Annotated in this window: 23 protein-coding genes and 2 tRNA genes; 6 read left to right on the top strand and 19 right to left on the bottom strand. The window is 73.7% G+C overall.

Going from position 1 to position 26860, the window contains the following annotated elements:
* Position 1: 1 nt before the first annotated feature.
* Positions 2-1204: a cytochrome P450 gene (locus OO60_RS00230; RefSeq protein ID WP_003103318.1), complete on the bottom strand. Its 1203-nt coding sequence runs from the start codon at positions 1202-1204 to the stop codon at positions 2-4.
* 111 nt (positions 1205-1315) lie between these two features.
* On the opposite strand from OO60_RS00230, the gene OO60_RS00225 reads away from it, so the two are divergent.
* Both OO60_RS00225 and OO60_RS00220 read left to right on the top strand, forming a co-directional pair.
* Positions 1316-2767, top strand: coding sequence for an MFS transporter (locus OO60_RS00225; RefSeq protein WP_033260580.1), 1452 nt, complete (start codon positions 1316-1318; stop codon positions 2765-2767).
* Between the two features lie 122 nt (positions 2768-2889).
* Entirely contained in the window at positions 2890-3648 is a 759-nt protein-coding gene (locus tag OO60_RS00220; RefSeq protein WP_033260857.1) for an SDR family NAD(P)-dependent oxidoreductase, read from the top strand.
* A gap of 101 nt (positions 3649-3749) precedes the next feature.
* Here the strand turns inward: OO60_RS00220 and OO60_RS00215 are convergent, their stop codons facing one another.
* Positions 3750-4001, bottom strand: a complete 252-nt coding sequence (locus tag OO60_RS00215) for a DUF4287 domain-containing protein (RefSeq protein WP_004559319.1) — start codon at positions 3999-4001, stop codon at positions 3750-3752.
* A 31-nt stretch (positions 4002-4032) separates the two neighbouring features.
* Positions 4033-4785, bottom strand: coding sequence for a class I SAM-dependent methyltransferase (locus OO60_RS00210; protein ID WP_004559320.1), 753 nt, complete (start codon positions 4783-4785; stop codon positions 4033-4035).
* Between the two features lie 93 nt (positions 4786-4878).
* Here OO60_RS00210 and OO60_RS00205 point away from each other — a divergent pair, with 93 nt between their 5' ends.
* Complete coding sequence (locus OO60_RS00205; protein WP_004559321.1) at positions 4879-5475, top strand: TetR/AcrR family transcriptional regulator; 597 nt, start codon at positions 4879-4881, stop codon at positions 5473-5475.
* A gap of 170 nt (positions 5476-5645) precedes the next feature.
* On the opposite strand, the gene OO60_RS00200 is transcribed toward OO60_RS00205, so the two are convergent.
* Positions 5646-5717 (bottom strand) — tRNA-Val (locus OO60_RS00200).
* A 37-nt stretch (positions 5718-5754) separates the two neighbouring features.
* Positions 5755-5829 (bottom strand) — tRNA-Val (locus OO60_RS00195).
* Positions 5830-5998: 169 nt separating this feature from the next.
* Between OO60_RS00195 and OO60_RS00190 the strand changes: the two genes are divergently transcribed.
* On the top strand, positions 5999-7441 hold the full coding sequence (locus OO60_RS00190; protein WP_033260856.1) for a DHA2 family efflux MFS transporter permease subunit: 1443 nt from the start codon (positions 5999-6001) through the stop codon (positions 7439-7441).
* Positions 7442-7659: 218 nt separating this feature from the next.
* Here the strand turns inward: OO60_RS00190 and OO60_RS00185 are convergent, their stop codons facing one another.
* From OO60_RS00185 to OO60_RS00120, 14 genes are all read right to left on the bottom strand, one after another.
* A complete protein-coding gene (locus tag OO60_RS00185) occupies positions 7660-10974 on the bottom strand; it encodes a serine hydrolase (protein ID WP_033260579.1) in 3315 nt (1104 codons plus the stop codon).
* Positions 10971-11927: an ABC transporter ATP-binding protein gene (locus OO60_RS00180; protein ID WP_003099662.1), complete on the bottom strand. Its 957-nt coding sequence runs from the start codon at positions 11925-11927 to the stop codon at positions 10971-10973. The genes OO60_RS00185 and OO60_RS00180 overlap by 4 nt, the downstream gene beginning before the upstream one ends.
* Positions 11924-13801, bottom strand: coding sequence for a dipeptide/oligopeptide/nickel ABC transporter permease/ATP-binding protein (locus OO60_RS00175; protein ID WP_033260578.1), 1878 nt, complete (start codon positions 13799-13801; stop codon positions 11924-11926). The genes OO60_RS00180 and OO60_RS00175 overlap by 4 nt, the downstream gene beginning before the upstream one ends.
* Before the next feature lies 1 nt (position 13802).
* The gene (locus OO60_RS00170) at positions 13803-14783 is read right to left on the bottom strand and encodes an ABC transporter permease (RefSeq protein WP_003099666.1); all 981 of its coding nucleotides are present in this window, start codon (positions 14781-14783) and stop codon (positions 13803-13805) included.
* Positions 14780-16372 (bottom strand): ABC transporter substrate-binding protein, encoded by a 1593-nt coding sequence (locus OO60_RS00165; RefSeq protein WP_033260577.1) that lies wholly within the window; start codon positions 16370-16372, stop codon positions 14780-14782. Before OO60_RS00165 ends, OO60_RS00170 begins: the two co-directional genes overlap by 4 nt.
* Positions 16369-17259: a serine hydrolase gene (locus tag OO60_RS00160; RefSeq protein ID WP_003099669.1), complete on the bottom strand. Its 891-nt coding sequence runs from the start codon at positions 17257-17259 to the stop codon at positions 16369-16371. The genes OO60_RS00165 and OO60_RS00160 overlap by 4 nt, the downstream gene beginning before the upstream one ends.
* Positions 17256-18641: a serine hydrolase domain-containing protein gene (locus tag OO60_RS00155; RefSeq protein WP_003099672.1), complete on the bottom strand. Its 1386-nt coding sequence runs from the start codon at positions 18639-18641 to the stop codon at positions 17256-17258. Before OO60_RS00155 ends, OO60_RS00160 begins: the two co-directional genes overlap by 4 nt.
* Before the next feature lie 18 nt (positions 18642-18659).
* Complete coding sequence (gene menC, locus OO60_RS00150) at positions 18660-19763, bottom strand: o-succinylbenzoate synthase (RefSeq protein ID WP_003099675.1); 1104 nt, start codon at positions 19761-19763, stop codon at positions 18660-18662.
* Positions 19760-20653, bottom strand: coding sequence for a GNAT family N-acetyltransferase (locus tag OO60_RS00145; protein ID WP_209441364.1), 894 nt, complete (start codon positions 20651-20653; stop codon positions 19760-19762). The genes menC and OO60_RS00145 overlap by 4 nt, the downstream gene beginning before the upstream one ends.
* Before the next feature lie 23 nt (positions 20654-20676).
* Entirely contained in the window at positions 20677-21798 is a 1122-nt protein-coding gene (locus OO60_RS00140; RefSeq protein ID WP_003053967.1) for a M20 family metallopeptidase, read from the bottom strand.
* Positions 21795-23264 carry an amidohydrolase family protein gene (locus OO60_RS00135; RefSeq protein ID WP_003053965.1) on the bottom strand — a complete coding sequence of 490 codons (1470 nt, stop codon included), beginning with the start codon at positions 23262-23264 and terminating at the stop codon, positions 21795-21797. The genes OO60_RS00140 and OO60_RS00135 overlap by 4 nt, the downstream gene beginning before the upstream one ends.
* Before the next feature lie 248 nt (positions 23265-23512).
* Entirely contained in the window at positions 23513-24154 is a 642-nt protein-coding gene (locus OO60_RS00130; RefSeq protein WP_003053963.1) for a TetR/AcrR family transcriptional regulator, read from the bottom strand.
* A 52-nt stretch (positions 24155-24206) separates the two neighbouring features.
* Complete coding sequence (locus OO60_RS00125) at positions 24207-25097, bottom strand: alpha/beta hydrolase (protein WP_003053961.1); 891 nt, start codon at positions 25095-25097, stop codon at positions 24207-24209.
* Positions 25094-26110, bottom strand: coding sequence for an SDR family NAD(P)-dependent oxidoreductase (locus tag OO60_RS00120; RefSeq protein WP_033260575.1), 1017 nt, complete (start codon positions 26108-26110; stop codon positions 25094-25096). Before OO60_RS00120 ends, OO60_RS00125 begins: the two co-directional genes overlap by 4 nt.
* A 116-nt stretch (positions 26111-26226) precedes the next feature.
* On the opposite strand from OO60_RS00120, the gene OO60_RS00115 reads away from it, so the two are divergent.
* Both OO60_RS00115 and OO60_RS00110 read left to right on the top strand, forming a co-directional pair.
* Complete coding sequence (locus OO60_RS00115) at positions 26227-26646, top strand: DUF6010 family protein (RefSeq protein ID WP_033260574.1); 420 nt, start codon at positions 26227-26229, stop codon at positions 26644-26646.
* Positions 26643-26843: a hypothetical protein gene (locus tag OO60_RS00110; protein ID WP_033260573.1), complete on the top strand. Its 201-nt coding sequence runs from the start codon at positions 26643-26645 to the stop codon at positions 26841-26843. The genes OO60_RS00115 and OO60_RS00110 overlap by 4 nt, the downstream gene beginning before the upstream one ends.
* Positions 26844-26860: the final 17 nt, after the last annotated feature.

Raw genomic sequence — 26860 nt, 5'->3', positions numbered from 1 at the left:
CCTACCAGGTCACCGGCAGTTCGTAGACGCCGTAGACGGATCCGTCGTGCTTGAACGGGATCCGCCCGACGTCGGTGGCCGGCGCCAGCGTCGGGATCCGGCGGTACAGCGTGCTGTAGACGACCTGCAGCTCGAGCCGGGCCAGCGGCTGGCCGAGACACTGGTGGACGCCGAAGCCGAAGGCGACGTGCCGGTGCGAGTCGCGGGTGAGGTCCAGCCGGTCGCCGTCGGGGAACACCTCCGGGTCGCGGTTGGCGATGTCGCTCGCCATGATCAGGCCCTCGCCCGCGCGGATCGTCTCCCCGGCGATTTCGATGTCCTCCAGCGCGACGCGCCGGCGCCCGTTGTGCGTGATGTTCAAGTAGCGCAACAGCTCTTCGACCGCCGACGCGACCAGCGCCGGGTCGTCGGACTCGCGCAGCAGCGCCAGCTGGTCCGGGTGCTCCAGCAGGGCCAGGGTGCCGAGCGCGATCATGTTCGCCGTCGTCTCGTGGCCGGCGACGAGCAGCAGCAGGCCCATTTGCGCCGCTTCGGCCCGGGTCAGCTCCCCCGCCGCGACCCGGGCGGCGACACCGGAAAGCAGGTCGTCCGCAGGATTCTCGAGCTTCGCCCCCACCAGCCGGTCGAGGTAGCCGATCAGCGCCTGGTGCCCGGCCGCCCGCTCCTCGGGCTTCGCGTCACGGCGGACGATGACCTTGCTGTTCTCCTGGAAGAAGTCGTGATCGGCGTACGGGACGCCGAGCAGCTCGCAGATCACCAGTGACGGCACCGGCAGCGCGAACGCCTCGACGAGGTCCACCGGCTTCGGGCCGGCCAGCAGCTCGTCGATCAGGTCGTCGACGATCCGCTGCACCGCCGGGCGCATCGCGGCGACCCGGCGGATCGTGAACGGCGCCGTCACCATCTTGCGCAGCCGCGCGTGTTCCGGGTTGTCCATCAGGATGAAGCCGAACCCGGTGCCGCGCTTCGGCAGCGGCGCGGGGCTCGGGTACCCGGGCCGGGTGATGTCGGCGCTGACCCGGGGATCCACCAGCAGCTCCCGCTGGTCGGCGTAGCGGGTCACCAGCCACGGCGTGCTGCCGTCCCAGAGCCGGACCCGGGCGAGCGGGGTCTCCTCCTGCAGCGCGCGGGCGGCGGGCGGCGGGTCGAACGGGCAGCCCGCGGCCCGGGGCATCGGGAACTCGGGAATCTCAGTGGTCGTCATCGTTCCTCCACGGTCGCCGTCAGTTCGTCAGCAGTCAACCGAAGGCTGCTACGCTAAGTCAAGCGACTGATTTAATTGAACTCTGCTACCCGATCACCCGGAGGACCGCTCGTGCCCGATCCATCCAGAGCCGCCGGGGAGGCGTCGCCGCGCGCGAACCTCGTCGTCGCGGTCCTCGCCCTCGCGGGCATCACCGTCTCGCTGATGCAGACGCTGGTCATCCCGCTGATCCCGGCGCTGCCCGCACTGCTGCACGCGTCCGCCGCCGACGCCACCTGGGCCATCACCGCCACCCTGCTCGCCGGCGCCGTGGCCACGCCGACCATGGGCCGGCTCGGCGACATGTACGGCAAGCGGCGGATGCTGCTGATCAGCCTCGGCGCGCTGGTCGTGGGTTCGGCGATCGGCGCGCTCTCCGACAGCCTCGTGCCGATGGTCGCCGGGCGGACCCTGCAGGGCCTCGCCGCCGGCGTCATCCCGCTCGGGATCAGCATCATGCGCGACGAGCTGCCCGCCGAACGGCTCGGCTCGGCCACCGCGCTGATGAGCGCGTCGCTCGGCGTCGGCGGCGCACTGGGCCTGCCCGCGGCGGCGCTGCTGGCCGAAAACGCCGACTGGCACGCGCTCTTCTGGACCGCGGCCGGGCTCGGCGTCGTCGTCACCGCGCTGGTCGTGGCGCTGGTGCCGGAGTCGCCGGTCCGCACCGGCGGCCGGTTCGACGTGCCCGGCGCGGCCGGGCTCTCGGTGGCGCTGGTGTGCCTGCTGCTGGCCATCTCGAAGGGCGCCGACTGGGGCTGGGGCAGCGGCGCGACGCTCGGGCTGTTCGCCGCGGCCGCCGTCGTCCTGCTGCTGTGGGGCCGCTGGGAGCTGCGGACCCGGCAGCCGCTGGTGGACCTGCGGACGAGCGCGCGGCGGCAGGTGCTGCTGACGAACATCGCGTCCGCGGTGTTCGGCTTCTCGATGTTCGCGATGTCGCTGGTGCTGCCGCAGCTGCTGCAGCTGCCGGCGGCCACCGGGTACGGCCTCGGCCGGTCGATGCTGGCCGTGGGCCTGGTGATGGCGCCGTCCGGGCTGGTCATGATGGCGCTGGCGCCGGTGTCCGCGCGCATCACGCGGACCCGTGGCCCGAAGACCACGCTGATGCTCGGCGCGGTGGTCGTCGCGGCGGGGTACGCCCTCGGCGTCGTCCTGATGAGCGCGACCTGGCACCTGGTGCTGATCTCGTGCGTCATCGGCGCCGGGATCGGGCTGGCCTACGGCGCCATGCCGGCGCTGGTGATGGGCGCCGTGCCGGTGTCGGAAACCGCCGCCGCCAACAGCCTGAACACGCTGATGCGCTCGATCGGGACGTCGGTGTCGAGCGCCACCGCCGGGCTGATCCTGGCCCGGCTGACCATCTCGTTCGGGCCGGCGACCCTGCCGTCGCAGAACGGTTTCCGGCTGGTGCTGGGGATGGGCTCGGCGGCCGCGCTGATCGCACTGGCCGTCGCCGCGTTCCTGCCCCGGTGGTCCCCGGCGGTGCCCGCCGCGGCCCGCCCGGAACCCGCGGCCGCGGCTCGCTGACCGTCCGCGCACCGCTGCTCCGGCGGCGGTGCGCGCACGGTGCGTGTCCGGTCAGCGCCGGGCGGAAACCTTCGGTCAGCGCCGGGCCACCAGGGTCCGGCACCGACCCGGAGGAGCCGGACATGACGAGCAGGAACGCCTTGGTGACGGGGGCTTCGCGGGGAATCGGCCGCGCGATCGCCCGGCGGCTGGCCGCGGACGGCGCCGTGGTCGCCGTGCACCACGGCGGCAACGAGGTGGCGGCGAAGGAAACCGTCGCGCTGATCGAGGCGGCGGGCGGCCGCGCGTTCACCGTGGCGGCCCGGTTCGGCGAAGCCGGCGCCGTCGACCGGCTGGCGGACGCGGTCGCCGCGGAGTTCGGCGACGGCTTGGACATCCTGGTCAGCAACGCGGGAATCGGCTCGCACAGCACGATCGGGCAGCTGACCGAGGAGGAGCTGGACCAGCTGCTGGCCATCAACGTCAAGACACCGACGTTGCTGATCCGGCGGCTGCTGCCGGTGCTGAACGACGGCGGCCGGATCGTCACCGTCGGCTCGATGGCCAGCCGGATCGCGGTGCAGAGCCAGATCGGTTACACGATCAGCAAAGCCGCGGTCGAGGCGCTCGCCCCGACGCTGGCGAACGAGCTCGGCCACCGCGGGATCACGGTGAACACGGTCGCCCCGGGCCCGATCCGCACGGACATGACGGAGCCGCTGCTGGCCATCCCGGAGGCGGCGGCCGGCCTCACCGCGATGACGGCGCTGGGCCGGATCGGCGAGCCGGAGGACGTCGCCGACGTGGTGGGTTTCCTTACCGGGCCGGGCGGGCGGTGGATCACCGGCCGCACGCTCGACGTCTCCGGCGGGACGTTCCTCGGGCCGATCGCGCCCGCCTGAGGCCGGGAACGCGGAACTCGCGTGATTGAGCGGGCATCTCGCGTGATTGGGCGCGGATCTCGCGTGATTGGCGGGGCAGCACGGCGGCGGGGCCGCCCGGGTCAGGGCCGGGCGGCCAGGCCGTCGAGGTGGAGGACGCCGCCGGTGTGGTGGGCGGCGACGAACTCGGGGCCCTTCGTGATGAGGCGGGCGATGGCCGTCGCGTGGCCGTGGCCGAGGCCGTGTTCGGTCTTCAGCCAGGTGATGATTTCGCCGTGCTTCGTGCGGTTCTGGGCGGCGGCCAGGTCGAGGAAGCCGCGCGGGGTGATGCCGGTCTGTTTCTCGGCGTTGTCGAGGTAAGCCTGGAAGGACATGCCACCAAGGTCTCACCGACAACTTTTTTTGTCAATACTTCCGGGCGACGACGGCCAGGGTCGTGTACGGCAGCACGAAGCTCCCGCCGAGCCCGTCGATGGCCGCGCCGACCTCGGCCAGCACCTCCGCGAGCACTCCCGGCGGCACCCGGGTCAGCCCGCCGGTGGTGGGCAGGAAGTCCAGCCACTCGTCGCGCGTGTAGGTCCGCTCCCACGTGAAGCGGCGGCGGTCCGGGGCCCCGAGGCCGCCGGTTTTCGCGATCGCGTCGGCGAAACCGGTGAACATCACGTCGTAGACGTCGGAGGCCGGCCGGGACTCCCCCGCGAAGGGCGAGCCCGGCAGCACCCGCCGGCACGCCGCGGCGAAGGCCTCCGCGACCGCCGCGGGCGGCTGGAACACGTGGGCGAAGACGGCGAGCAGCCCGCCGGGCCGCAGGATCCGGGCCGCCTTGGCCGGTCCCGCCACCGGGTCCACCCAGTGCCAGGCCTGCCCGGCGACGACGGCGTCGAAGGTCCGCCCGGCCGGCTCCCAGTCCTCGAACGCCGCCACCTCCACGTCGATCCCGCCGCGGCGGGCGAAGGCGGCCATCCGCGCGTCGGGGTCGACGCCGAGCACCCGGCAGCCGGCGGCGCGGAACTGCCGCGCCTCGATCCCGGTCCCGCACCCGACGTCGAGGACATCGGCCCCGGGACTCTCGGCGACCACCCGGTCCACCAGGTCACGCGGGTACTCCGGCCGCGCCCGGTCGTAGCGTTCGACATCGGCACCGAAGGACTCTGCCATCGCGCGGGCTTCATGAGGTTGAGTGGGCATGCGCCCACTCTAATGGGCGCTCGCCCACTAGGACAACCACCGGCCGTATCGGAGAATGGGGCCATGCCAACCGGGGTCCATCTGCGGGACGTGCGCAAGCAGCTGTTCGAGGCGGCCGAGCGGGTCCTCCTCCGCGACGGCCCGAACGCCCTGACCAGCCGCGCGGTGACCACGGAAGCCGATGTGGCTAAGGGGGTCCTGCACCGCTACTTCACGGACTTCGACGACTTCCTGGCCGACCTCGTCCGCGACCGCCTCGCCCGCTTGGCCGATCAGGCGGCCCTCCTGCGGGCAGCAGCGGGCACCCGCGGGGTGACGGAAAACCTCATCGACGCGCTGACGGAGCTGTTCGACCCCGTGTCACTTGCGTTGACGAGCCTGGTCTTCTTCCGCGACGAGCTCCGCACCCGTTTGCGCCGGGGAAACGGCCTCCCGATCTTGACGGAGGCCCGCGACATGCTGAAGAGCTACCTGTCAGCCGAGCGCGAACAGGGCCGCATAGCGGCGGACGCCGAGGTGGACTCACTGTCCCTGTCGTTGATCGGCGCAGCCCACCTGCTCTTCGCAGGCCGCCGCCAAGGAACCCTCCCGAACGACAAGGAACTGGAAACGACGGTGACGACGATCATGGCCGACGCACTCCAGCGCCGCCTGCTGTGACCAAAACAGTCCGATGTGAACGAAAACCGCCACCCACCAACGCAAGGCAACCACACGCGGGGGTCCGGGGGCTTGCCCCCGGCGGGGGTGTGGGGGCTCGGCCCCCACAAGACACAGAATGAGAGAGCCCCGTTCGCGCAGTCCGCGAACAGGGCTCTCCCCGATTCGAATGGGCGATACTGGGATCGAACCAGTGACCTCTTCGGTGTGAACGAAGCGCTCTCCCCCTGAGCTAATCGCCCGTGGTACGAAATTCACGAGGTCCGGGGGGTGGACTCGTGGTGCGCGATACTGGGATTGAACCAGTGACCTCTTCCGTGTCAGGGAAGCGCTCTCCCGCTGAGCTAATCGCGCGCTGCGGAACTTCGTACTGGCGGAAAGCATATCGGACGCCCGAGACGGCTTCGCAGGGGGTCCGGTTCACCGAAAACCGCCTGACAGGGAGGGTGCGAAACGGGCACACTGCGAAGGACGTCCCGTGTGCCACGCGGCCGTCCCGGCCGACCAGGAGAGTCCCATCCCGATGACCGAAACCGTGTCCACTCCGTCTTCCGGCCTGGATCGCGCTCCGGCGCGCTCGGGGCTCCTCATCGGGGTGCTCGTGCTCTCCGCGTTCGTGATGATCCTCAACGAGACGATCCTGAGCGTCGGGCTGCGTGAGCTGACCGTCGACCTGCGGGTGCCGACCACGACGGTGCAGTGGCTGACCAGCGGGTTCCTGCTGACGATGGCGGTCGTCATTCCCACGACCGGGTTCCTGCTGGAGCGGTTCTCGCCGCGGGAGGTGTTCCTCTTCTCGCTGTCGGCGTTCAGCCTGGGCACGCTGGTGTGCGGTGTCGCGCCCGGGTTCGGCCTGCTGATGACCGGGCGGGTGATCCAGGCGTGCGGCACGGCGGTGATGCTGCCGTTGCTGATGACGACGGTGATGCGGCTGGTGCCGCCGGAGCGCCGCGGCGCGACGATGGGCACGATCACCATCGTGATCGCGGTCGCGCCGGCGATCGGGCCGACGATCGGTGGCGCGGTGCTTTCGCTGGGCTGGCGCTGGATGTTCTGGATCGTGCTGCCGCTGGCGGTGGCCGCGCTGGTGGCGGGTGCGCTGTTGCTGCGCCTGGCCGCCGAACGCCGGCGGGTGCCGTTGGACGTGCCATCGGTGCTGTTGTCGGCGATCGGGTTCGGCGGGGTGCTGTTCGGCCTGTCGGCCGGCGGGGAGCAGGCCGGGGCCGAGCCGCTGGTGCCGGGCTGGGTGCCGATCGTGGCCGGGGTCGCGGCGCTGGCGGTGTTCGTCTGGCGGCAGCTGCGGTTGCAGCGCCGGGACCGGGCGCTGCTGGACCTGCGGCCGTTCACGCACCGCAGTTTCGTGGTGGCGCTGGTGCTGACGGCGCTGTTGTTCGTGTGCCTGATCGGCGCGGCGGCGATCCTGCTGCCGCTGTACCTGCAGACGGTGCTGCACACGAGCACGTTCGTCAGCGGGCTGGCGATGCTGCCGGGCGGGCTGGTGCTGGGTCTGCTGGGCCGCCCGGTCGGGGCGCTGTTCGACAAGGTCGGCGGCCGCCCGCTGGTGATCCCGGGCGCGGCGGCGATGGCGGCTTCGCTGGGGCTGTTCGCGGTGCTGGGGCCGGGTTCGCCGCTGGTCGCGGTGATCGGGATCCACGTGCTGATGATGGCCGGGCTCGGCCTGATGATGACGCCGCTGTTCACCGAGGCCCTCGGCGTGCTGCCGGACCACCTTTATTCCCACGGCAGCGCGATCCTCTCGACGCTGCAGCAGGTGGCGGGCGCCCTCGGCACGGCGATGTTCGTGAGCATCGCGACGCTGGGCAGCCACGACGCGACGGCGAGCAGCCCGGACGCCGCGGGCCTGCGGGCGGCGTTCGTCGTGGCCGGGCTGGTCGGCCTGCTGGCGTTCGCGGGCAGCTGGCTGATCCGGCGCGGGCCGATGGCACCGTCCACTTCGGAGCACTGACGGAAGGCCCGCTTCCGCTCGGCGAAGGCTGGGGGGAGACCTGCGAGCGGAAGCGGGAGTTCGGGGCCGGTACGGGGGTCGCCTCGCGGCGGAAGGCACAACACGGCTCCGTCATGACAGGTATTCCGTGAAGGCAAGGGGTGAGGCCCGGGGACACCGCCGTACCGACACCCCTTACAACGCCACGCCGCCGCCGGTGTTCCCCGACGTGATCCGGCTCATGCCGGCACCTTCGGGGTCGCGCGGACGCCGCTGTGGAGGTACCGCTCCCCCGTCGGCAGCGTGTAGAACGTCGCCGAAATCCACGACCGCGCGCCCGGCTCGCGGAACGCGAACTGCGGTCCGCCGAGCGGGATCAGGTCGTGCTCGGTCGTCGGTTCCGGCACGAGGGCCGCGATCGGGCCCGTGACCGTCTGCCGCATCCGCAGGCCCGTCTCCCCTTCGAACACCTCGATCCGCATCGACGCGCGCTCGTACACCCCGAGGTACTCCGCGACGTCGACCGACGGCGGCGCCGCGGGAGGCGAAACCGGCTGCGGCAGCGCCACCCCGGCCAGCGCGGCGAAGATCTCGCGGTACAGCTCCTCGTACAGGTCGCGGGTGTTGCCGCCGTTGGTGAGCAGCGTGACCGCCAGGCCGTGCGAGGGCAGCAGCCGGAGGAACGCCGACTGCCCGATCGTGTTGCCGTCGTGGCCGATCACGCGGTGGCCGTCCCAGTCGAAGCGGATCCAGCCGAGGCCCCACGAGTCGCCCAGCGTGTGCTTGTCCGGCATGTCCGCCTGCCACTCGGTCATCGCCGCCGCCGACGCCTCCGACAGCACGTCGAGCCCGCCCGCCAGGTGCATCCGTGCGAACGCCAGCACGTCCGCCGCCGACGCCGTGATCAGGCCGGCCGGGCCCGCCGAGCGCGGCAGGCCCCACGCCGGGGCCGGCTGCGGCTCGCCGTCGCCCGCCGCGACGTGGCCCATCGCCGCTCGGTGCAGCAGCGCCTCCTCCGGCAACGTCCCCGTGTGGGTGAGCCCCAGTGGGGTGAACAGCCGCTCGCGCAGGGCCGCGTCCCAGGTCTGCCCGGTGAGCTTCTCGATCACCCGGCCGGCCAGCACGAACCCGGAGTTGCAGTAGGACAGCGTCGCCCCGAGCGGGTGGTTCTGCGCGACCTCCGGCAGCAGGCCGACGAACTTCTCGATGCAGTCGTCGCCGCGGCCGGTGTCGGTGAAGACGTCGCCGTCGATGCCGCTCGTGTGGGTGAGCAGGTGCCGCAGGGTCACCTGCTTGGTGACGTCGGGGTCGGCCAGCCGCAGCTCGGGCAGCACGTCGGCGACCGGCGCGTCGAGGTCCAGCAGGCCCTCGTCGATCAGCTGCATCGCCACCGTGGCCGTCCAGACCTTGGTGATCGAGCCGATCTGGAACACCGAGTCGTCGGTCACCTCGACGCCGGTCGCGGTGTTGAGCACGCCGTGGCTCGCCACCACCCGGTCGTCGCCGCGCAGGATGCCCAGCGACGCGCCCGGGACGCGGTGCTTGCGCGCGAGTTCGGCCAGGCGCCGCCGCCAGTGCGCGGCGTCCAGCGGCACCCGGGCCGGCTTGCCCGGCTCGCCCGCGTACTGCGAAACCCAGTCGACGATGCGCCGGTTGAAGTCCGTGCGGTGGGACGGCTTCCCGTTCAGGATGAACAGGTGCGACGCGCCGGGGTAGAGCACCATCCGCGCCGGCACACCCTGCTCGCGCAGCGCGGTGAACCACTGCTCGGCCTGCCCGGCCGGGCACCGGTCGTCGGCCGCGCCCTGCACCACCAGAGTCGGCGTGCGCACCTTTTCCACCTGGGACAGCGGGGAAAGGGCCGCGTAGTGCGCCCGGTTCTCCGACGGCAGCGCATCGAGTTCGGCGAAGCCGAGGTAGTGCCCGGCATCGGACGTCCCGGCCATGCTGACCACGTCGGACACCACCCCGCCCGCGACGGCCGCGGCGAACCGGTCGTCCCGGCTGGTCAGGTAGCAGGTCATGAAGCCGCCGTAGCTGTACCCCGCCACCGCGAGCCGCTGCGCGTCGGCCACGCCCTCGGCGACGAGGTCGTCCAGGGGCTCGAGGAAGTCCTTCGCGTCGGCGAGGCCCCAGGCGCCGACGGCCGCGGTGTAGAACGCTTCGCCGTAGCCGTCGCTGCCGCGCGGGTTGAGCAGCAGCACCGCCCAGCCGCGGGCGGCGAGCTCCTGGTGGTAGAGGTGCACGGCGTCGGCGGTGCCGCTCCAGGCGTTGTGCGGGCCGCCGTGGATGTCCAGCAGCAGCGGCCGCGGGCCGGTGCGGGCGGGGTCGCGCAGCAGCCAGCCGGACACGGTCGTGCCGTCGGAGACGGTGAACTCCCGCTCCTCGTGGGTGAACGGCTCGAGGTCGGCGGGCCCGTGCGCGGTGCGCACCTCGACCTCGCCGCCGGGCAGGCTGACCGTCGCGATCTCCCCGTACGACGTCGGCGTGGCCAGCACGATCGCCGCCGTGTCCCCGGCGACGGACATCGCCGCCACGGTCGTCCCGGCGCCGCCCACGACGAGCCGCGGCCCGGCACCGTCGACCGCGTACAGGTGGGTGTAGCCGCGGTCGCGCGCGCAGAACAGCACGCTGGTGCCGGAAAGCTGCGGGAGCGCGCCGGGGTAGCCCGGCGCGCCCGGCATGACGTTCCGGTCCAGCGGGGCGGCCAGGTCGGTGGTTTCCCCGCCGTCCACGGGGATCCGCAGCAGCTGGAGGTGCCCGGGTGCGGTGTCACGGCGGCCGACGGCCAGGAGCGCGGCGCCGTCGGCGGTCCACGCGACCGCGCCGCACATGCCCTCGCCGGAACCGATCAGCCGCGGCTCGGCCCCGCGGTCCCCGGGCTCGACGACGTACGCGCCGGAGCGGAACGTCAGGTCGGCGTCGGCTTCCGGGCCCGCCGGGAAGGCCAGCAGCGTGCCGTCCGGCGACCAGGCGGGGTCGCCGGCGTGCCAGTCCCCCGACGTCACCCGCCGGACCTCGCCGGTGGCGACGTCGAGGACGTGGACGTGCTTGCGCAGGGTCCGCAGCAGCCCGGCGCCGTCGGCCTTGAAGTCGAGCCGGTCGGCGACCACCGGAGCGCTCGCGCGGCGGGCGCGGGCGGCGGCGTCTTCGCCTTCGTCCGCGGCGAGGTCGACCGGGGCGGCGAAGGCGATCTCGGTGCCGTCCGGGCGCCACACCGGCGTTCCCGCGCCGAGCGGGAGCGTGCTGACCTGCTCGGGCTCGCCGCCGTCGGCCGGGAGCAGCCACAGCTGCGGCGGGCCGTCCTGGGCGCGCAGGAAGGCGAGCCGCGTGCCGTCCGGCGACCACGCCGGCGCCAGGTCGGCCGGGCCACGGGTGAGCCGGCGCGGCTCGCCGTCCTCGGTGCCGACGAGCCACAGCGAGCGGGTGTCCTCGTCCTGGGCGCGGTCGGCGGTGCGCAGCACGTACGCGATCCGGCGGCCGTCGGGCGAAATCGCCAGCTGCTCGGGGAACTCGAAGGCGTACAGGTCGTCGATGCCGGGACGTCGGGTCATGCGGATCTCCTCGTGGGATGGCTCGCGGCGTAGTGGCACGCCGCGGAGTGGGGCCGGCCCGCGGCGTCGCCGGCCGGGTCGGCGGTGACGCAGGCGGTGCGGTCGGGGTGCACGAGCGGCCCGATCGGGCAGCGCGGGTGGTAGCGGCAGCCGGACGGCGGGTGGTGCGGGTCGGCGGGTTCGGTGTCGGCGAGCGGGTCGTCGCCGGGGTCGTCGAGCAGGTTCCGCCGGGCCGAGGGCGCGGCGGCCAGCAGCTCGCGGGTGTAGGGGTGCTGCGGATCGGTGAGGACCTGCGCGGCGGGCCCGGCCTCGACGATCCGGCCGAGGTACATCACCGCGACGACGTCGCTGACGTACCGGACCACGGCGAGGTTGTGCGAGATGAACAGCATCGACAGCGAAAGCCGCCGCTGCACCTCCCGGACCAGGTTGAGCACGGCGCCCTGCACCGAGACGTCGAGCGCCGAGGTGATCTCGTCGGCGATCAGCACCTCCGGCCGGCCCGCCAGCGCCCGGGCGAGCGCCACGCGCTGCCGTTGCCCGCCGGAGAGGCGGCCGGGCAGCTCCGCGGCGCGGTCCGGGTCCAGGTTCACCAGCTCGAGCAGCCGGGCGACCTCGGCCCGCCGCTCGGCGCGGGACGTGCCCGGCGGCATCGCCTCGGCGATCGACTCGCCGACGGCCATCCGCGGGTCGAGCGACGAATACGGGTCCTGGAACACCATCTGCAGCGGACGCCGCCGCGGCAGCCGTCGCACGTCGACGCCGCCGAGCAGCACCCGCCCGGCGCTGACCGGGGCCAGTCCGGCCGCTGCCCGTGCGAGGGTCGACTTGCCGGAGCCGGACTCCCCGACCAGGCCGACGACCTGTCCGGGAGGGACGGTCAGGCTGACCCCGTCGACCGCGGTCAGCTTCCCGTAGCGGACGCTCACCGCGTCGAACTCCAGTGCGCTCACGCGGCACCCTCCTCATGCGACTGTCCGGAAAGGACGGTGACCTGCGGGTGCCAGCAGGCGACCCGGTGCCCCTCGCCCGCCGGTTCGAGCACCGGGTCTTCGGTGCGGCAGCGCTCGGAAGCCAGCGGGCAGCGGGCGGCGAACGCGCAGCCCGCCGGCACCTGGCCGGGTTCCGGCGGGCGGCCGGGGATGACTTCGAGGGGCTGGTCGCGGTCGGTGTCGAGGTCGACCGTGGTGGCCAGCAGCGCGCGCGTGTACGGGTGCCGGGCCGGGCTCCCGGTCGGCAGGTCTTCGACGATCCGGCCGGCGTACATCACCAGCATCCGTTCGCACGTCTGGGAAACGACCGCGATGTCGTGGCTGATCAGCAGGATCGCCGCGCCCTCGGCTTCGCGCGTGCGGGCCAGCAGGCGCAGCACCTGCCGCTGCACGGTGACGTCGAGCGCGGTCGTCGGCTCGTCGGCCACGATCAGCTTCGGACGGCCCATCAGGCCCATGCCGATCATCGCCCGCTGCCGCATGCCGCCGGAGAATTCGTGCGGGTACTGCCGGGCGCGCCGCTCGGCGGCCGGGACGCGGACCGCGGCCAGCCGGTCCACCGCGCGGGCGAACGCCTGGCGCCGGGACAGGCCGTGGTGCTGCTCGGACACCTCGGCCAGCTGGCCGCCGACCCGGCGGGCCGGGTTGAACGACGTCATCGGGTCCTGGAACACCATGGCCAGCGCGGTGCCGAGGTCCCGGTCCGACGCGTCGGCCAGTGCCTTCCCGGCGAACTCGAGCCGGTCGGCGGTGACCACGCCGGGTGCTTCGACCAGCCGGGACACGGCCAGTGCGGTCAGGCTCTTGCCGGAGCCGGATTCGCCGACCACGCCGATCGCTTCCCCGGCGCGGACGCTGAAGGTGACCCCGCGCACCGGGACCGTCCAGCCGGACGGCCCGGGGAACGCCACCCGCAGGTTCTCCACGACGAGCACGGCGTCCGCGGGGTGTTCCGCGAGCGCCGGTCGCGCGGCCGGGGCCGACGGTGCGCCGCGCCGGGTCACGCGCGTCCGGATCCCGACCACCGCGGCGACCGTCTCGCCGACGAGGTTGAACGCCAGGCCGGCGAGCACCACCGCGCCGGCGGGGGCGAGCGCGGCCGCCGGGTTGACGTAGATGCCGTCCAGACCTTCGCGCAGGAGCCGTCCCCAGTCGTAGTCCGGCGCCTGCACGCCGATCCCGAGGAACGACAGCCCGGCGAACGCCAGCAGCGCCGAACCGGCCCCGATGGTGGCGTTCACGACGAGCGGCTCGCCGATGTTCGGCAGCACGTGCCGGGCCAGCAGCCGAATCCGGCCGACGCCGGCGATCCGGGCCGCGGCGACGAAGTCGCGTCCGCTCACCGACGCCGACAGCGTCTGCACGAGCCGGGCGAACGCCGGCGCCATCGCGAACCCGATGGCCAGCACCGCGCCGTGCGTGCCGACGCCGAAGATCACCGCGAGGAACAGGGCCAGCAGCAGCCCGGGGAACGCGACGGCGATGTCGACGACGGCGGTGAGCAGCCGGCCCACCCGGCGCGGCAGCACCGACGGCAGCGTCCCGAGCACAACCCCGGTGCCGGCGCCGATCGCGGTCGCGAGCACGGCCAGCCCGACCGAGAGCCGGGTCGCCACCAGCGTGCGCAGCAGCAGGTCGCGGCCGAGGGAGTCGGTGCCGAACGGGTGCGCCCCGGACGGTCCCTGGCCGATCGCGTCGGTGTCGATCGCGGCGGCGCCGTCGCCCCACAGCAGCGGGGCCAGCGCCGCCAGTGCGACGACCAGGGCCAGCAGCACCGCCGAGCACGCGCCCACCGGGGTGCGCACCGCGGCCGCCCACGTCCCGCGTCGAGCCATGTCACGCCTCCCGAATGGCCGAGCGCGGGTCCAGCAGCCCGAGCACGACGTCGACCAGCAGGTTCACCAGCAGCACGCCGACGCCGTAGACCAGCACGATCCCCTGGACCAGCGGGTAGTCCTTCTGGAGGATCGACTGCACGATCGTCGAGCCGAGGCCGGGCCAGGCGAACACGTTCTCCACCAGTACCGTGCCCGCGACCATCCCGGTCAGCATCAGCCCGCCCAGGGTCAGCGTCGCGGTCAGCGCGTTCGGCAGCGCGTGCCGGACGTAGACCAGTCGCGCGGGCAGCCGCTTCGCCCGCGCGGTGCGGACGAAGTCGGCGCCCAGCACGGAAAGCAGCTCCACCCGCACGATCCGGGCGAGCACCGCCGACGGGCCGGTGGCCAGGGCCGCGACCGGCAGCACGTACGCGCTCGCGTCGTCGCTGCCGGCCACCGGGAACCAGCCGAGGCCGACCGCGAGCAGCGCCACCAGCGTGACCGCGATCAGGAATTCCGGGACGGCGGCGAGGAAGGCGCTCACCGAGGTGAAGGCCAGCTCGCTGCCGCGGCGGCGGCCGCCGCGGGTCAGCACCGCGAAGGTCACGCCGAGCGGGATCGCGACGGCGACGACGACCGCGAAGGCCAGGACCGCCAGCTGCAGGGTCGACGGCAGCCGGTCGCCGATCACCTGCGCGACCGGCTGGCCGCTCGCCATTGACGTCCCGAACTCGCCGGTGACCAGGCCGCGCAGGTAGTGCCCGTACTGCACCCACAGCGGGTCGTCGAGGCCGAGTTCCAGCCGTTTCGCCCGCACCAGGTCGGCCGGGGCGGTCATCCCGAGCGCGGCGCGCACGGGGTCGCCCGGGACCAGGTGGATCATCAGGAAGGCCGCGGTGACCAGCGCCCACAGCGAAACGGCGAACCGGGTCAGCCGCCGCGCGGCGAACGCGGGCCAGCCGCCGCCGCGCAGCCGCGCGGGCACCGCCGCCGTGGTCATCGCGCGTACATCCGGATCGACGACGGCGTGACGCTGCCCTGGCTGACCTCGAACCGGGAACCGCTCGCGTAGTACGGCACGACGGAGTCGATGTAGGGCACCACGTCGACGCGCTTGACCAGCGCGGTCTCGGCGGCCTGCCAGGCCGGGCAGCTGGTCTCGCCGCTCATCGACGCCGCCTGCTTCACGCTCTGCTCGTACGCCGGGTTGGCGATGTGGCCGAAGTTGGTCCCGTCCGGCGCCGCCGGGCCGGACACGAACGGCACCAGCTGGCTGGGCAGGGTGAGCCCGAGCGGGCCGAGCGAGACCTCCCACTCGCCGGTGCCGAACAGCACCTGGGACAGCCCGGGGCTGTCGACGGCCTTGAGCGTGACCTCGGCGCCGAGGGCCTTCCACGTCTGCTGGACGAGTTCGGCGGTGGGGGCCATCGTCGGGCCGAGCTGGGTGCCGTAGAGGACGGTCAGCGCCAGCCGCTTGCCGCCCTTGGTGCGCACGCCGTCCGGGCCCGCCTTCCAGCCCGCGGTGTCCAAAGTGGACGCAGCCGCGGCCGGGTCGTGGTTCGGCAGGTGGCCGGTGACGGTGTCGCCCGAGCACGCCCTCGGCTCGGCCGTGACCAGGCTCTGCGACGGCTTGCCGGTGCCGGTGGTCAGCACCTTGCCGAGCTGGGCCAGGTCGAGCGCCTGGGTGAGCGCGCGCCGCACGGCCTCGTCCTGGCCGGGGCGCCCGGCGGCCTGGTTGTAGAAGATCTCCCCGAGCGGGGCGAGGAAGTCCGCGTGGAAGAGCTTGCGCGCTTCGAGCCGCTGGCGGTCCGGCCCGTTGATCTGGCCGGCGTTCAGTTCGCCGGACAGCAGCAGGTTCGCCGCCGTCGCGGTGTTCGGGACGACCCGGGCGACGACCTTGTCCGGCAGGCCCGGCTGCTGCCCCTGCCAGTCCCCCGGTCCCCACGTGTAGTCCTTGCGGCGGGTGAACGTGTAGTGGTCGTTCGGCACGACCTCGGTGACGGCGAACATGCCGGTGCCGCTGCCGCCGGTGGCCAGCAGCTTGCGGTCGGCCAGGCCCTTGCCGCAGACGATCGGCAGGCTGCCGACGTTGCGGAGCAGGAACGCGTCGGGCGCGCCGCTGGTCACGGTGATCGTCCGGGTCGCTTCGTCGGCGGCGGCCTTCGTGCCGGGCGCGATCGTCAAGCCGGCGTAGGGCGACTTGTTGGCCGGGTCGCCGACGAAGGCGATGTTCGCCGCGACGTCGGCGGCGGTCAGCGGGCTGCCGTCGGCGCAGGTGATGCCCGGGCGCAGGGTGAACTTCGCCGTGGTGTTCGTGGCGTCCCACTTCCCGGCGAGCGCCGGGAGCGGCTTGCCGTCGGGGGCGAGTTCGAGCAGCGGGTCGTAGAGGAACCGGTTGACCTGGTTGGTCACCGAGAGCACCGACATGTGCGGGTCGAGGTTGCCGGGGTCGGAGGCGATCCCCAGGGTGAACGTCTTGCCGTCGGCCAGTGCGCCGCCGCTGGTCCCGGCGCTGCCCGGTCCCCCGCAGGCCGTGGCCACGAGGGCGAGCGCGCCGGCCAGGACCACCGCCGTCCGTGTGTGGGTCATGGGGTTTCCTTCCGCAGGTGGTCCACGGCGAGCCGGCCGGCCTTGCCGATCGCCGCGTCGACGGCGGGTTGCCGTTCCGACAGGGAGTTCGCTCGGGTGAACACCGCGACGGCGAACCGGCGGCCGTCCGGGAAGGACACGACGCCGGCTTCGTTGCGGACCGCGGGCAGGGTGCCGGTCTTGGCCGCGACCGCGACGTCCGAGCCGAACCCGGACGAGAGGCGGTGCGGCCAGATCTGCCGCGCCAGCATCGAGCGGACCCGCTCGCACGCCGCGGGTTCGCCGGCGCGGTCGGTCCACACCGCGTCGAGCAGCTCGGTGATCTCCCGGGGCGTCGACGACGTCGTGCGCTCCGGGTCCAGCACCGCGAGCTTCCAGGTCTGCTCGGAGGTGGCGCCGGCGAACACGGCGTCGATGTCGGCGCCGCCGGCCGCCCCGAGGTCGGCGAGGACCGAGGCGAACAGGTCCTCGCAGCAGCCGATCAGCCGGGTGCGGCGCAGGCCGAGGTCGGCGAGCACGCGGTCGACGGCGGCGGCCCCGATCCGGTGGTAGACGACGTCGGTGGCGGCGTTGTCGCTCATCGTCAGCATGAACAGCGCCAGGTCGCGCCAGCTCATCTCGACGTCGTCGGCGCAGCCCGCGGTCCCGATGCCGCCGATGCGGTAACGCGGCCCGACGCGCGTCCGGGCGGTCTCGTCGAGCCGTCCCGCCGCCACTTCGCGGGCGTAGGCGACGGCGACCGGGATCTTGAACACCGAGGCCAGCACCACCGGGTCGTCCGCGCCGACGGCCACCTCCGGCCCGCCGCCGATCTCCCGCGCGTGCAGGAAACCCCGCGCGCCCGCCGCGGCGAAGACGCCGTCGATCTCCGCCTCGACGGTGCTCACGCGGTCACCCGCCGGTCGGCGCGGCCGGTGTGCAGGTACAGCGCGCGGCCGGTGCCGTCGTCGCCGACGAACGCGTGCGGGATGTACATGCCCTGCATCGGCTCGGCCAGGATGAGCGTGTCGCCGTTCATCGCCACCAGCTCGGTCTTCTCCGGCTTGGCCAGCTCCGCGAAGATGCCCTTCGGGACGCGCTCGACCCAGACGCGGCCGTCGTCGTCCTGGCTGACCACGATGTCCGCCACCGACGACGAGTACTCGCCGACGTACCGCGAGGCGTCCACGCGCGGCGCGGCCGGGTCGGGCACCGGCGGCACGCGCAGCTCGATACCGGTCAGCTCGCGCAGGAGGTGCCCGACGAGCTCGGTGTAGACGGCGATCGGGTCGCCGCCGTTGGTCAGCAAGGCCACCGCGACCCCGTGCTCCGGAGCCACGCGCAGGAACGCGGACTGGCCGATCGTGCCGCCGTCGTGGCCGACGACCAGCCCGCCGGGCGCGTCGAACAGCGACCAGCCGAGGCCCCAGGCGTCGCCGAAGAGGCCGAGGTCGGGCAGCTCCACCAGGCGTTCCCGCATCGCCCGGGCGCTCGCCGCGCTCAGCACGCGGGTGCCGTCGGCGGCTTCGCCGTCCCGCAGGTGCATCGCGGCGAACGTGACGAGGTCGCGCGGGCGCATGGCGAGCATCGAGCCGGCCGGGGCGTTGGACGGCGTCAGCGCCCAGACGCCCGCGGGTTCCGGGTCGGCGCCGGGCTCGGCCGTCAGGTGGCCGAGCGCGGCGCGGAACCGGATCGCCTCGTACGGGCTCTGCGCCGCGTGCGTCAGGCCGAGCGGGGTGAACAGGTGGTCCTGCAGGCACTCGTCGTAGGTCTTGCCGCGCAGCACTTCCACCAGCCGGCCGAGCACGCAGAACGCGGCGTTGTTGTAGGAGAACATCTCGCCGGGCGCGAACAGCTGGGGCACGTCGCCGAGGGTGGCGACGTACTTCTCGATGCGGTCCTCGCCGCGGCCGGTGTCGGTGAAGATGTCGCCTTCGAACCCGGCGGTGTGGCACATCAGCTGCCGGACGGTGATCCGCGCAGCCGCCTCCGCGTCGCCGAGCACGAATTCCGGCAGGTACGCCCGGACCGGCTGGTCGAGGTCGAGCACGCCGTCGTCGACGAGCTGCATGGCCAGGGTGGTCGTCCAGACCTTGGTGATGGAGCCGATCTGGAACAGCGAGTCGGCGTCGGCTTCGACGCCGGTGGCCTTGTTGAGCACGCCGGCGGCGTGGTCGATGATTTCGCCGCCGGCGTACACCGCGACGGCCGCGCCGGGCACGTGGTGCTCGGCCAGCAGGGCGGGGAGACGGTGTTCGAGCCAGGCGGAGAGTTCGGGGAGTTTCGACATGGGGAGCCTCTCGTTTCGCTAGGCGAGCCAGGACTTCGCGGTGGTCACTTCGGCCAGCCGCCCGGGGATCGGGGTGACGCCGAGCCCGGGCCCGGACGGCACCGGCAGCCGGCCGGCTTCGAGCACGAACGGTTCGGTGATGTCGGTGCGGTAGAACCGGTCCGACGCCGAGGTGTCGCCGGGCAGGGTGAACCCGGGCAGCGACGCCAGTGCGACGTTGGCCGCGCGGCCCAGCCCGGTTTCGAGCATCCCGCCGCACCAGACCGGGATGCCGTGCGCGGCGCAGACGTCGTGCACCCGCCGGGCTTCGAGGTAGCCGCCGACCCGGCTCGGCTTGATGTTGACGATCCGGCAGGCGCCCAGCCGGATCGCGGCCGCCGCCGACGCCGCCGAGACGACGGTCTCGTCCAGGCAGATCGGCGTGCGGAGGTGATTGGCGAGCTCGGCGTGGCCGAGCACGTCCTCCTCTTCCAGCGGCTGCTCGATCAGCAGCAGCCCGAACGGGTCGAGCCGTTGCAGCTGGGGGACGTCCGAGAGCGTGTACGCCGTGTTCGCGTCGACCTGCAGCAGGATGTCGTCGCCGAAGCGCTCGCGGACCGCGCGGACCGGCTCGACGTCCCAGCCGGGTTCGATCTTCAGCTTGATCCGGAGGTACCCGGCGTCGAGGTAGCCGCCGACGACGTCGAGCAGCTGCGGGATCGAGTCCATGATCCCGACGGACACCCCGCACGGCACGGTGTCCGTTGTGGACCCCAGGGCGGCCCCGAAGGACATGCCGCGCGTGCGCAGTTCGGCGTCGAGCACGGCCATCTCGAGCGCGGCCTTCGCCATCCGGTGCCCCTTGAACTTCGCCAGCAGCGGGGCGACGCGGTACGCCGTGAGGTCGCCGGCGGCGAGGAGCGCGGGCACCAGGAACGCCTGCAGCACGTGCTCGACGCCGTCGATGTACTCCGAGGAGTAGAGCGGGCCGGCCATCGCCCCGCACTCGCCCCAGCCTTCGCCCTCGGCCGTCACCGCCCGCAGGAGCAGCAGTTCGCGGTCGGCCTGCGTGCCGAACGACGTCCGGAACGGGGCCACCAGGGGCATCCGTACCCGGAGGAGTTCCACCCCGGTGAGTTTCACGACGAGTGCTCCCTTGCGACCACGTACCAGCCGGCACGATCGAATCCGGTGACCGCGGCCCCCTCGGCGAGGAGGCCGCCCAGCACGTCCCGCACGGCGGCCCGCCACGCCCGGCCCTGCCCGGGATCGGCCCGCCGGAGCGCCTCGATGTCCGGCGGCACGGCGACGAGCACGACCGGCGCGTCCGCGGGACCGGCGACCGGCGCGCCGGCGGGATCCGCCGCCAGTGCGACCGCGGCGCCCCGGGCCCGCAACGCCGCCGCGTCCACCCGGTCCGGCCGGCCGGCGGCGGCCGTCCGGACGGCCGGGCTCGCCAGGTCCCAGGCGACCATCAGGCGGTCGGTGTCGCCCGTGCTGTTGATGCCGTCGGTCATCGGGCCGTAGAAGTCGGGCAGGTAGTGCTCCGGGCGGGCGGCGAGCTTGGTCAGGTTGAAGTGGGCGTTGCGGCGCACCAGCGGGTCGAACGTCCACGAGATCGCGGTGACGCCCTGGTGCAGCGCCCACGCGCGCTGGTGCTGCTTGAGCGCGAAGCCGATGCCGCGGCCGTGCCCGGGCGTCGCGACACCGGCGATGTGGCTGTGCAGTCCTCCCTTCGCCGGTTCGCCGAAGAACCCGAAGCAGGCGCCGAGCAGGTCGGGCCCGTCGAAGGCGCCGGCCACGTAGTTGCCCGCCGAAACCATGGCCCGCAGCAGTTCGGCCGTCACCAGGGGGTTCCGCGGGGCGCGCTGCCAGATCGCCTCGAAGAGCCGCGCCACGGCACCCAGCTCGGCGACCTCGGCCAGGGTCCGGATCCGGACGCCCGAGGCGAGGGCGGCGCCGTCCGCCGCGGCGGCGGCCTCGTCCCGCAGCGGCGGGGCGGTGTTCGTCACGAGATCTGTCACGCCCACCATCCTTTCCGGACGTTCGCGCCGGGTCACCGTTGTCCCGCACGGGTTTCACCCGGTTCGTTCGTCGGTGTGGACGAACTTCCCCGCGCCAGAACGGTTTCCGCGAGCGCGGTGAGCAACGCGGTGCGCCGCGGCAGCTCGGCGACGACGACGTGCTCGTCGTCGGCGTGCGCTCCGCCGCCGACCGCACCGAGGCCGTCGAGGGTCGGAATGCCCAGCCCGGCGGTGAAGTTGCCGTCCGACGCGCCGCCGACCGCGGCCTGGGTGAGTGTCCCGGCCGCGAGTTCGTTCGCGAGCCGGAACAGCTCCGAAGACGCGCCCGCGTCCAGCGGTGCGCGGTTGATGCCGCCGTCGATGCGGATCCGGACCTCTTCGTGCACCGGCGCGAGGCTTCTGATGGCGCGGTCGACGCGCTCTTGTTCGGCCGCGTCCCACACCCGCACGTCGACGGCGACGCTCGCCTTGGCGGGCACGGTGTTCGTCGTGGTCCCGGCGGTCAGCGCGGTCGGCACGACGGTGGTGCCCCGGTCCGCGTCGGCGAGCGCGGCGATCGCGAGGATCTGGTGGGCGACCTCGATCCCCGCGTTGACCCCCTTTTCCGGTTCGAGCCCGGCGTGCGCGGCGCGGCCTTCCACTTCGACGCGGTACAGGGAAACGCCCTTGCGGCGGGTCTTCAGCGCGCCGCCGTCGGCCGAGGCTTCGAGCACGAACACCGCGTCGCAGCTGCGGGCTTCCTTTTCGATCAGGGTGCGGGACAGCGGCGAGCCGATTTCTTCGTCGCCGGTGATGAGGATCGAGAGGCCGTCGCGGCCGGGCAGCGCGGCGGCGGCGTGCAGCGCCATCACCACGCCGGCCTTCATGTCGAAACACCCCGGACCGCGCAGGATGCCGCCTTCGACGGAGAACGGGTGCGTGCGGAGGGAACCGATCGGCCACACGGTGTCGTGGTGGCCGAGCAGCAGGACGCGCGGCTCGCCGTCGCCGAACCGCCAGCGCAGGTGCGTGCAGCCGCCGGTGACGATCCGTTCGGGCTCGACGCCGAGCAGGCGGCGGCCGATCCCGGCGACGGCCTCGGCGCTGCGCGCGACGGCTTCGTGGTCGGCCGACGGCGACTCGCACCGGACGAGCGTCTCGATGTCGTCGATCACCGCGGCTCACCCCGCAGCGGCTTGCCGGGCAGCGCTTTCTCGTCCAGGTTCCCGTCGGCGACCACCGGAACCCCGGCCACGAAGAGGTGCCGGACGCCGGCCGAAGGACGGGTCGGGTCGGCGTAGGTGGCGGTGTCGGTGATCGCGGCGGGATCGAGGACGACCAGGTCCGCGTCGGCTCCGGCACCGAGGTGGCCCTTGCCGCGGGCGGCGGGCGCGACCTCGTCGAGCAGCCGCGCGGGCAGGTACGAACAGCGCCGGAACGCTTCGAGCCAGCTCCAGACGCCGGCTTCGCGGACCATCAGCCGCAGGGTCTTGGCGAAGGTGCCCGCGGTGCGCGGGTGCGTCGTGCCGCCGGGCGGCAGGGGCCACTCGGTGCTTTCGGTGCGGCCGTCCGGCCAGTGGACCGGCATCGCGTCGCTGGCCACGATGGCGTCGGGGAAGGCGAGCGCCTGGTGCAGCAGGGCGCGTTCGCGGGGGTTCTCTTCGTCGAGGAACTCCAGCAGGCACGGCGCACCCGGGTCGTCCCGGCGCAGCTGACGCAGGCGGCCTTCGTCGCGCACGCGCTCCCCGGTGTCGAGGATGATCACACTCGACGGCCGGAGTCCCTTGAGCCGCAGGCGTTCCGGCTCGATGAAGGCGGCGCCGACCGCGGTGCTGCCCGCGCCGTAGGGGTAGGCCTCGACGGTGACGCGGGAGCCTTCGCGCCGGGCGTCGGCGAGGGTGGCGAGGACGCGGTCGATGTGGTGGCCGGAGGTGCTGTTGACGTGGCAGTGGTGCATCGCGGCGCCGGTCTCCCCCGCGGCGGCGACGATCTCCGCGGAGCCGTCGACCGGGATCGCGGGGTCGACCTCGACGAGCTCGCGGACGTGGGTGTAGGTCGGCACGCCGGCCATCGCGGCGAGGTGGGCGACGGCGAGGAACTCCGCGGGCGCCGACTGCGGCGCGTACCCCATGAGGACGCCGATTCCCAGGGCGCCGGCCCCGAGCTCGGTGTCCAGCAGGGACAGCCAGGCGGCCAGTTCCTTCGACGAGGAAGACCTTTGCCACGCGGGGTTCCCGAGCACGGCCAGGCCGCTGTCGATGTTCGCGTCGGGCTCGATCCCGGCCAGCACCTGTGCCCGCGCGGCGCCCCAGGAGGCGGAGAAGCCGTAGTGCAGCGGCCGCCCGGCCGCGGCGGCTTCGGCGTAGGCCCGCTCGACCGGCATCAGGCCCGCTTCGAGATCGAGCGCGGTGGTGACGCCGTCCATGGCCTGCAGCCGCTGCCCGGCGACGGAGTGCACGTGGCTGTGCAGGTCGACGAACCCGGGCCCGACGACGAGCCCGCTGACGTCGACTTCGGTGGCGTCCGCCGTCAGGTTCGCGCCGACGGCTTCGATCCCGGCCTCGGACAGGAGCACGTCGGCGACGCCGTCGAACCCGGTCCCCGGATCGACGACCCGCCCGCCCCGCAAGAGTGTCCGCACCCGCCGCCTCCTCGTCACCGCCCGATCGGGGTGACGTTAGGAGGATTTCCGGCACCGCCGTTCGTCCGCGGCGACGAACTCCGGCGGCCGGATCCATCCCGCCGGACGAATCCGGCCGGACGACACGCGTACCGGAATGGACGGCACGCGTACCTGGACGGACGACACGGCGGCAGGCGGGCCGCGAAGCGTGTCGTCCGCCTGCGTACGCGTGTCGTCCGCCGGGGTACGCGTGTCGTCCGGCCGGGTCAGGGAGCCGGGGTCACCGGGGCCAGCAGCAGGCCGGTGATCGCGTCGATCAGGCCCGTCCCGGCGTCGTTCCAGCTCGCGCGCGGGGTCGGTGTGCCCTCGGCCAGTGCGCGCTCGCGCTCGGCCGTCATGTGGATCATCAGCTGGCGGGCCATGTCGCCGCGCTCGGCGCGGACGTCGGGCGGGAGGCCGTCGAGGCAGCGGTTCAGGCCCTCGACCGTGCGGGCGAGGACCGGGGAGGAGAGGGACTCCTCCGCGAGGATCGCCCGCAGGGCCGGGTCGGTCATCACCTGGGCGCTGAACCGCGCGAACCACGTCGGCGACCCCAGCTCGTGCAGGTAGCTCGTCGACGGGCGGACCAGGCAGGCCACCCAGTCGCGCAGTTCGCCGTCGCCGCCGATCGTCTCGAGCAGCTCCTCGCGCAGCCGCTCGATCCGGCCGAAGTGCTTGCGGGCGATCGCGCGGACGAGGTCGACCTTGGTGCCGAAGTGGTAGTTGACCGCGGCGTTGTTGCCCTGCCCGGCCGTCTCGCTGATGTGCCGGTTGGACACCGCGTGCACGCCGTGCTCGGCGAACAGCCGCTCCGCCGTGACGAGGATGCTCTCCCGCGTGGCGCTCGCGCGATCAGCCTTGACGTTCATCCACCCACCCGGTCACCCCGACGATCTGCCGGCCCCCACCTTACGGAGCCGGTCACCGGAGCCGCCCCAGCCACGCCCGCGCCGCGGCCAGGTAGCGGCGGCTGAACTCGCTCGACGGCGCCCACGCCTCGAACCCGTGCGGGCCGCCGGCCACGACGTGCAGCGTCGTGGCGACGCCGGCCGCGCGCAGGCGCCGGGCGTATCCGGCGGCTTCGTCGTGGAACAGGTCGATGTCCCCGACGCCGATCCACGTCTCCGGCAGCCCGGTGACGTCGTCGCGGCGGGCCGGCACGGCGTACAGCGGCACCACCGGCGCGCCGGGTTCGGTCCCGAGGTAAGCGCGCCAGCCGAAGCGGTTGAGGCGGTTGTCCCAGACCCGGTGCCCGGCGTCGTCGAGCGCGCGCCGGGCGGCGGTGCGGTCGTCGAGCATCGGGCAGAACAGCCACTGCGCGCGCGGCCGCTCGCCCTCGTCGTGCAGGCGCTGCACGAGCGCCGCCGCGAGCCCGCCGCCGGCGCTCTGCCCGCCGACGACCACCCGCTCCGCGGCGACGTCGGCCCGCAGCCACGTCCAGGCGGCGTGGCAGTCGTCGAGCGCCGCCGGGTACGGGTTCTCGGGCGCGAGCCGGTATTCGGCCGACACCACGGTGATGCCCAGCTCGGCCGCCGTCCCGGCGCAGAAGCGGTCGTCCTGGGCCGCGCCGCCGATGACCAGGCCACCGCCGTGGATCCACAGCAAGGAAAGGTCCGACCGCGGCGTCCGCGGCCGGTACACCCGCAGGCCCGGGTGCAGTTCGACGGTGACGTCCGGCAGCGACGGCGGCCGCGTCCGCGCGGTCGCCGCCCGCACCAGGCGCCGCACCCAGGCCCGCTCCAGCGGCAGCCGCGGCATCCGCCGGACCCGGCCGCGCAGCTCGGGCGCCACCGCGGACAGCGGCACGGTCACTGCACCGACCAGCCGCCGTCGGACGGCAGCAGGGCGCCGTTGACGTTCACGCCGTCGTCGGCGAGCAGGAAGGTGATCGACGCGGCCAGCTGCTCCGCGGTGGCGATCGGCGGGATGAGCCCGAGGAACGCCCCGATCCGGCCCTGCCCGAACGCCGACGGCTCGGGGTGCATCCCCATGCCGGTCGCGACGCCGCCCGGCGCGACGGCGTTGACGCGGATGCCGTGCGGCCCGTACATGAAGGCGCAACTGCGGGTGATCCCGACGACGGCGTGTTTCGAAGCGGTGTAGGCGATCCCGGCGGCCGAGCCGCGCAACGCCGCTTCGGAGGCGACGTTCACGATGGCGCCCGAGCCCGCTTCGAGCATCGCCGGGACGACCGCGCGGATGAGCCGGAACGTCCCGTCGACGTTCACCGCGAAGACGCGCCGCCACAGCTCGTCGCTCACCTCGTGGGCCGGCGAGAAGTCGTCGACGACGCCGGCGACGTTCGCCAGCCCGTCGATGCGCGGGCCCGCGGCGGCGAGGATCCGCGCCACGCCGTCCTCGCCGGTGATGTCGGCCGGCACCGCGACCAGGTCCGGGGCGCCGAGGTCCGCGGCGAAGTCGTCCAGCCGGCCGGCGGAGACGTCGACCGCGACGACCCGGCCGCCTTCGCGGGCGACGCGCGAGGCGGTGGCCCGCCCGATCCCGGAAGCCGCGCCGGTCACCACGACGGTCCGGCCCTCGAACCGGCCGGGCACGATCCGCTCCCGCCACCCGGTCCGGCCGGCCCCCGGTGCCGGCACCACGCCGTGGTTGGCCCGGCTGACCAGGTCGTCGACCACGTCCTGGGCGAGCCGGCCCTGACTGAGGGCGACCAGGCGGCTCAGCGGCAGCAGGCGGACCGGGGCGAGCACGGTCTCGTCGACCCCCGCCTCGGCGAGCAGGGCGCGGATGAGCGGACCGCCGTCGGGGTGGGCGACCCAGTCGCCGATCGGGGTGTCCGCGGTGAGCGGTTCCGTGGTGGTCATGGCGGCAGCATACCCCGATTTTAAATCAATCGCTTGACGTAATGTGGCGAGATTCCGGTGGAGCCTGGCCGGACAGCCACTGGCCGCGGACCGGGCGGGTTCCTAGCGTCGGAGGTGTGATCGAGATCGTGGCGCCGATCCTCATCGGCCTCCTCTACGCCGTGCTCAACTCCCCGATCCCCGAGCCGCACCGGCGGCGCTTCAACGCGGTGATGGTCGGCGGCGCGGGTGCCGCCTACCTCTCCGGCGGCGCACTCGGGCCGTGGGAGCTGGTGTTCTGCGCGGTGCTGACGTACGTCGCGTTCCGCGGGCTCGACTCGTGGACGTTCATCGGGCTCGGCTGGCTGCTGCACACCGGCTGGGACGTCGTCCACCACCTGAAGGGCCAGCCGATCCTGCCGTTCGCCCACGGCTCGTCGTTCGGCTGCGCGATCTGCGACCCGGTGATCGCGATCTGGTGCTTCACCGGCGGGCGGTCCGTGTTCTCGTGGCGGCGGGTTGACGCGCCGCCGCCGGGGGTACCCGGGACGGCATGAGCGCCGAGGTCGAACGCGCCGCGCACGCCTACTGTCCCCGCTGCCACCCGGACCCGCGCCCCGGGGACGTGATCACCGCGTTGTGCGGCGCCCGCCATGCGTACCACGGCCGCCGCGACCGGCCGGTGAACAGCTGCCCGGCCTGCGTGCGGCTCGCGTCGGCCAACGTCTACGCCTGCGGGCACCCCGGCGCCTGAAGGGGCATACCGGGCGG

Source organism: Amycolatopsis vancoresmycina (assembly GCF_000716785.1).
GTDB lineage: Bacteria > Actinomycetota > Actinomycetes > Mycobacteriales > Pseudonocardiaceae > Amycolatopsis > Amycolatopsis vancoresmycina.
Note: the sequence above shows the minus strand (reverse complement) of the source record. Positions and strands in the feature narration are given on the sequence as shown.

What these genes read in the sequence shown, in the direction of transcription:
- OO60_RS00175 (WP_033260578.1), bottom strand. Translation starts at nt 13,801, where the DNA reads ATGGCTCGACGCGGGACGTGGGCGGCCGCGGTGCGCACCCCGGTGGGC.
- OO60_RS00205 (WP_004559321.1), top strand. Translation starts at nt 4,879, where the DNA reads ATGCCAACCGGGGTCCATCTGCGGGACGTGCGCAAGCAGCTGTTCGAG.
- OO60_RS00155 (WP_003099672.1), bottom strand. Translation starts at nt 18,641, where the DNA reads ATGTCGAAACTCCCCGAACTCTCCGCCTGGCTCGAACACCGTCTCCCC.
- OO60_RS00210 (WP_004559320.1), bottom strand. Translation starts at nt 4,785, where the DNA reads ATGGCAGAGTCCTTCGGTGCCGATGTCGAACGCTACGACCGGGCGCGG.
- OO60_RS00170 (WP_003099666.1), bottom strand. Translation starts at nt 14,783, where the DNA reads ATGACCACGGCGGCGGTGCCCGCGCGGCTGCGCGGCGGCGGCTGGCCC.
- OO60_RS00165 (WP_033260577.1), bottom strand. Translation starts at nt 16,372, where the DNA reads ATGACCCACACACGGACGGCGGTGGTCCTGGCCGGCGCGCTCGCCCTC.
- OO60_RS00120 (WP_033260575.1), bottom strand. Translation starts at nt 26,110, where the DNA reads ATGACCACCACGGAACCGCTCACCGCGGACACCCCGATCGGCGACTGG.
- OO60_RS00190 (WP_033260856.1), top strand. Translation starts at nt 5,999, where the DNA reads ATGACCGAAACCGTGTCCACTCCGTCTTCCGGCCTGGATCGCGCTCCG.
- OO60_RS00130 (WP_003053963.1), bottom strand. Translation starts at nt 24,154, where the DNA reads ATGAACGTCAAGGCTGATCGCGCGAGCGCCACGCGGGAGAGCATCCTC.
- OO60_RS00215 (WP_004559319.1), bottom strand. Translation starts at nt 4,001, where the DNA reads ATGTCCTTCCAGGCTTACCTCGACAACGCCGAGAAACAGACCGGCATC.
- OO60_RS00230 (WP_003103318.1), bottom strand. Translation starts at nt 1,204, where the DNA reads ATGACGACCACTGAGATTCCCGAGTTCCCGATGCCCCGGGCCGCGGGC.
- OO60_RS00185 (WP_033260579.1), bottom strand. Translation starts at nt 10,974, where the DNA reads ATGACCCGACGTCCCGGCATCGACGACCTGTACGCCTTCGAGTTCCCC.
- OO60_RS00110 (WP_033260573.1), top strand. Translation starts at nt 26,643, where the DNA reads ATGAGCGCCGAGGTCGAACGCGCCGCGCACGCCTACTGTCCCCGCTGC.
- OO60_RS00145 (WP_209441364.1), bottom strand. Translation starts at nt 20,653, where the DNA reads ATGGTGGGCGTGACAGATCTCGTGACGAACACCGCCCCGCCGCTGCGG.
- OO60_RS00220 (WP_033260857.1), top strand. Translation starts at nt 2,890, where the DNA reads ATGACGAGCAGGAACGCCTTGGTGACGGGGGCTTCGCGGGGAATCGGC.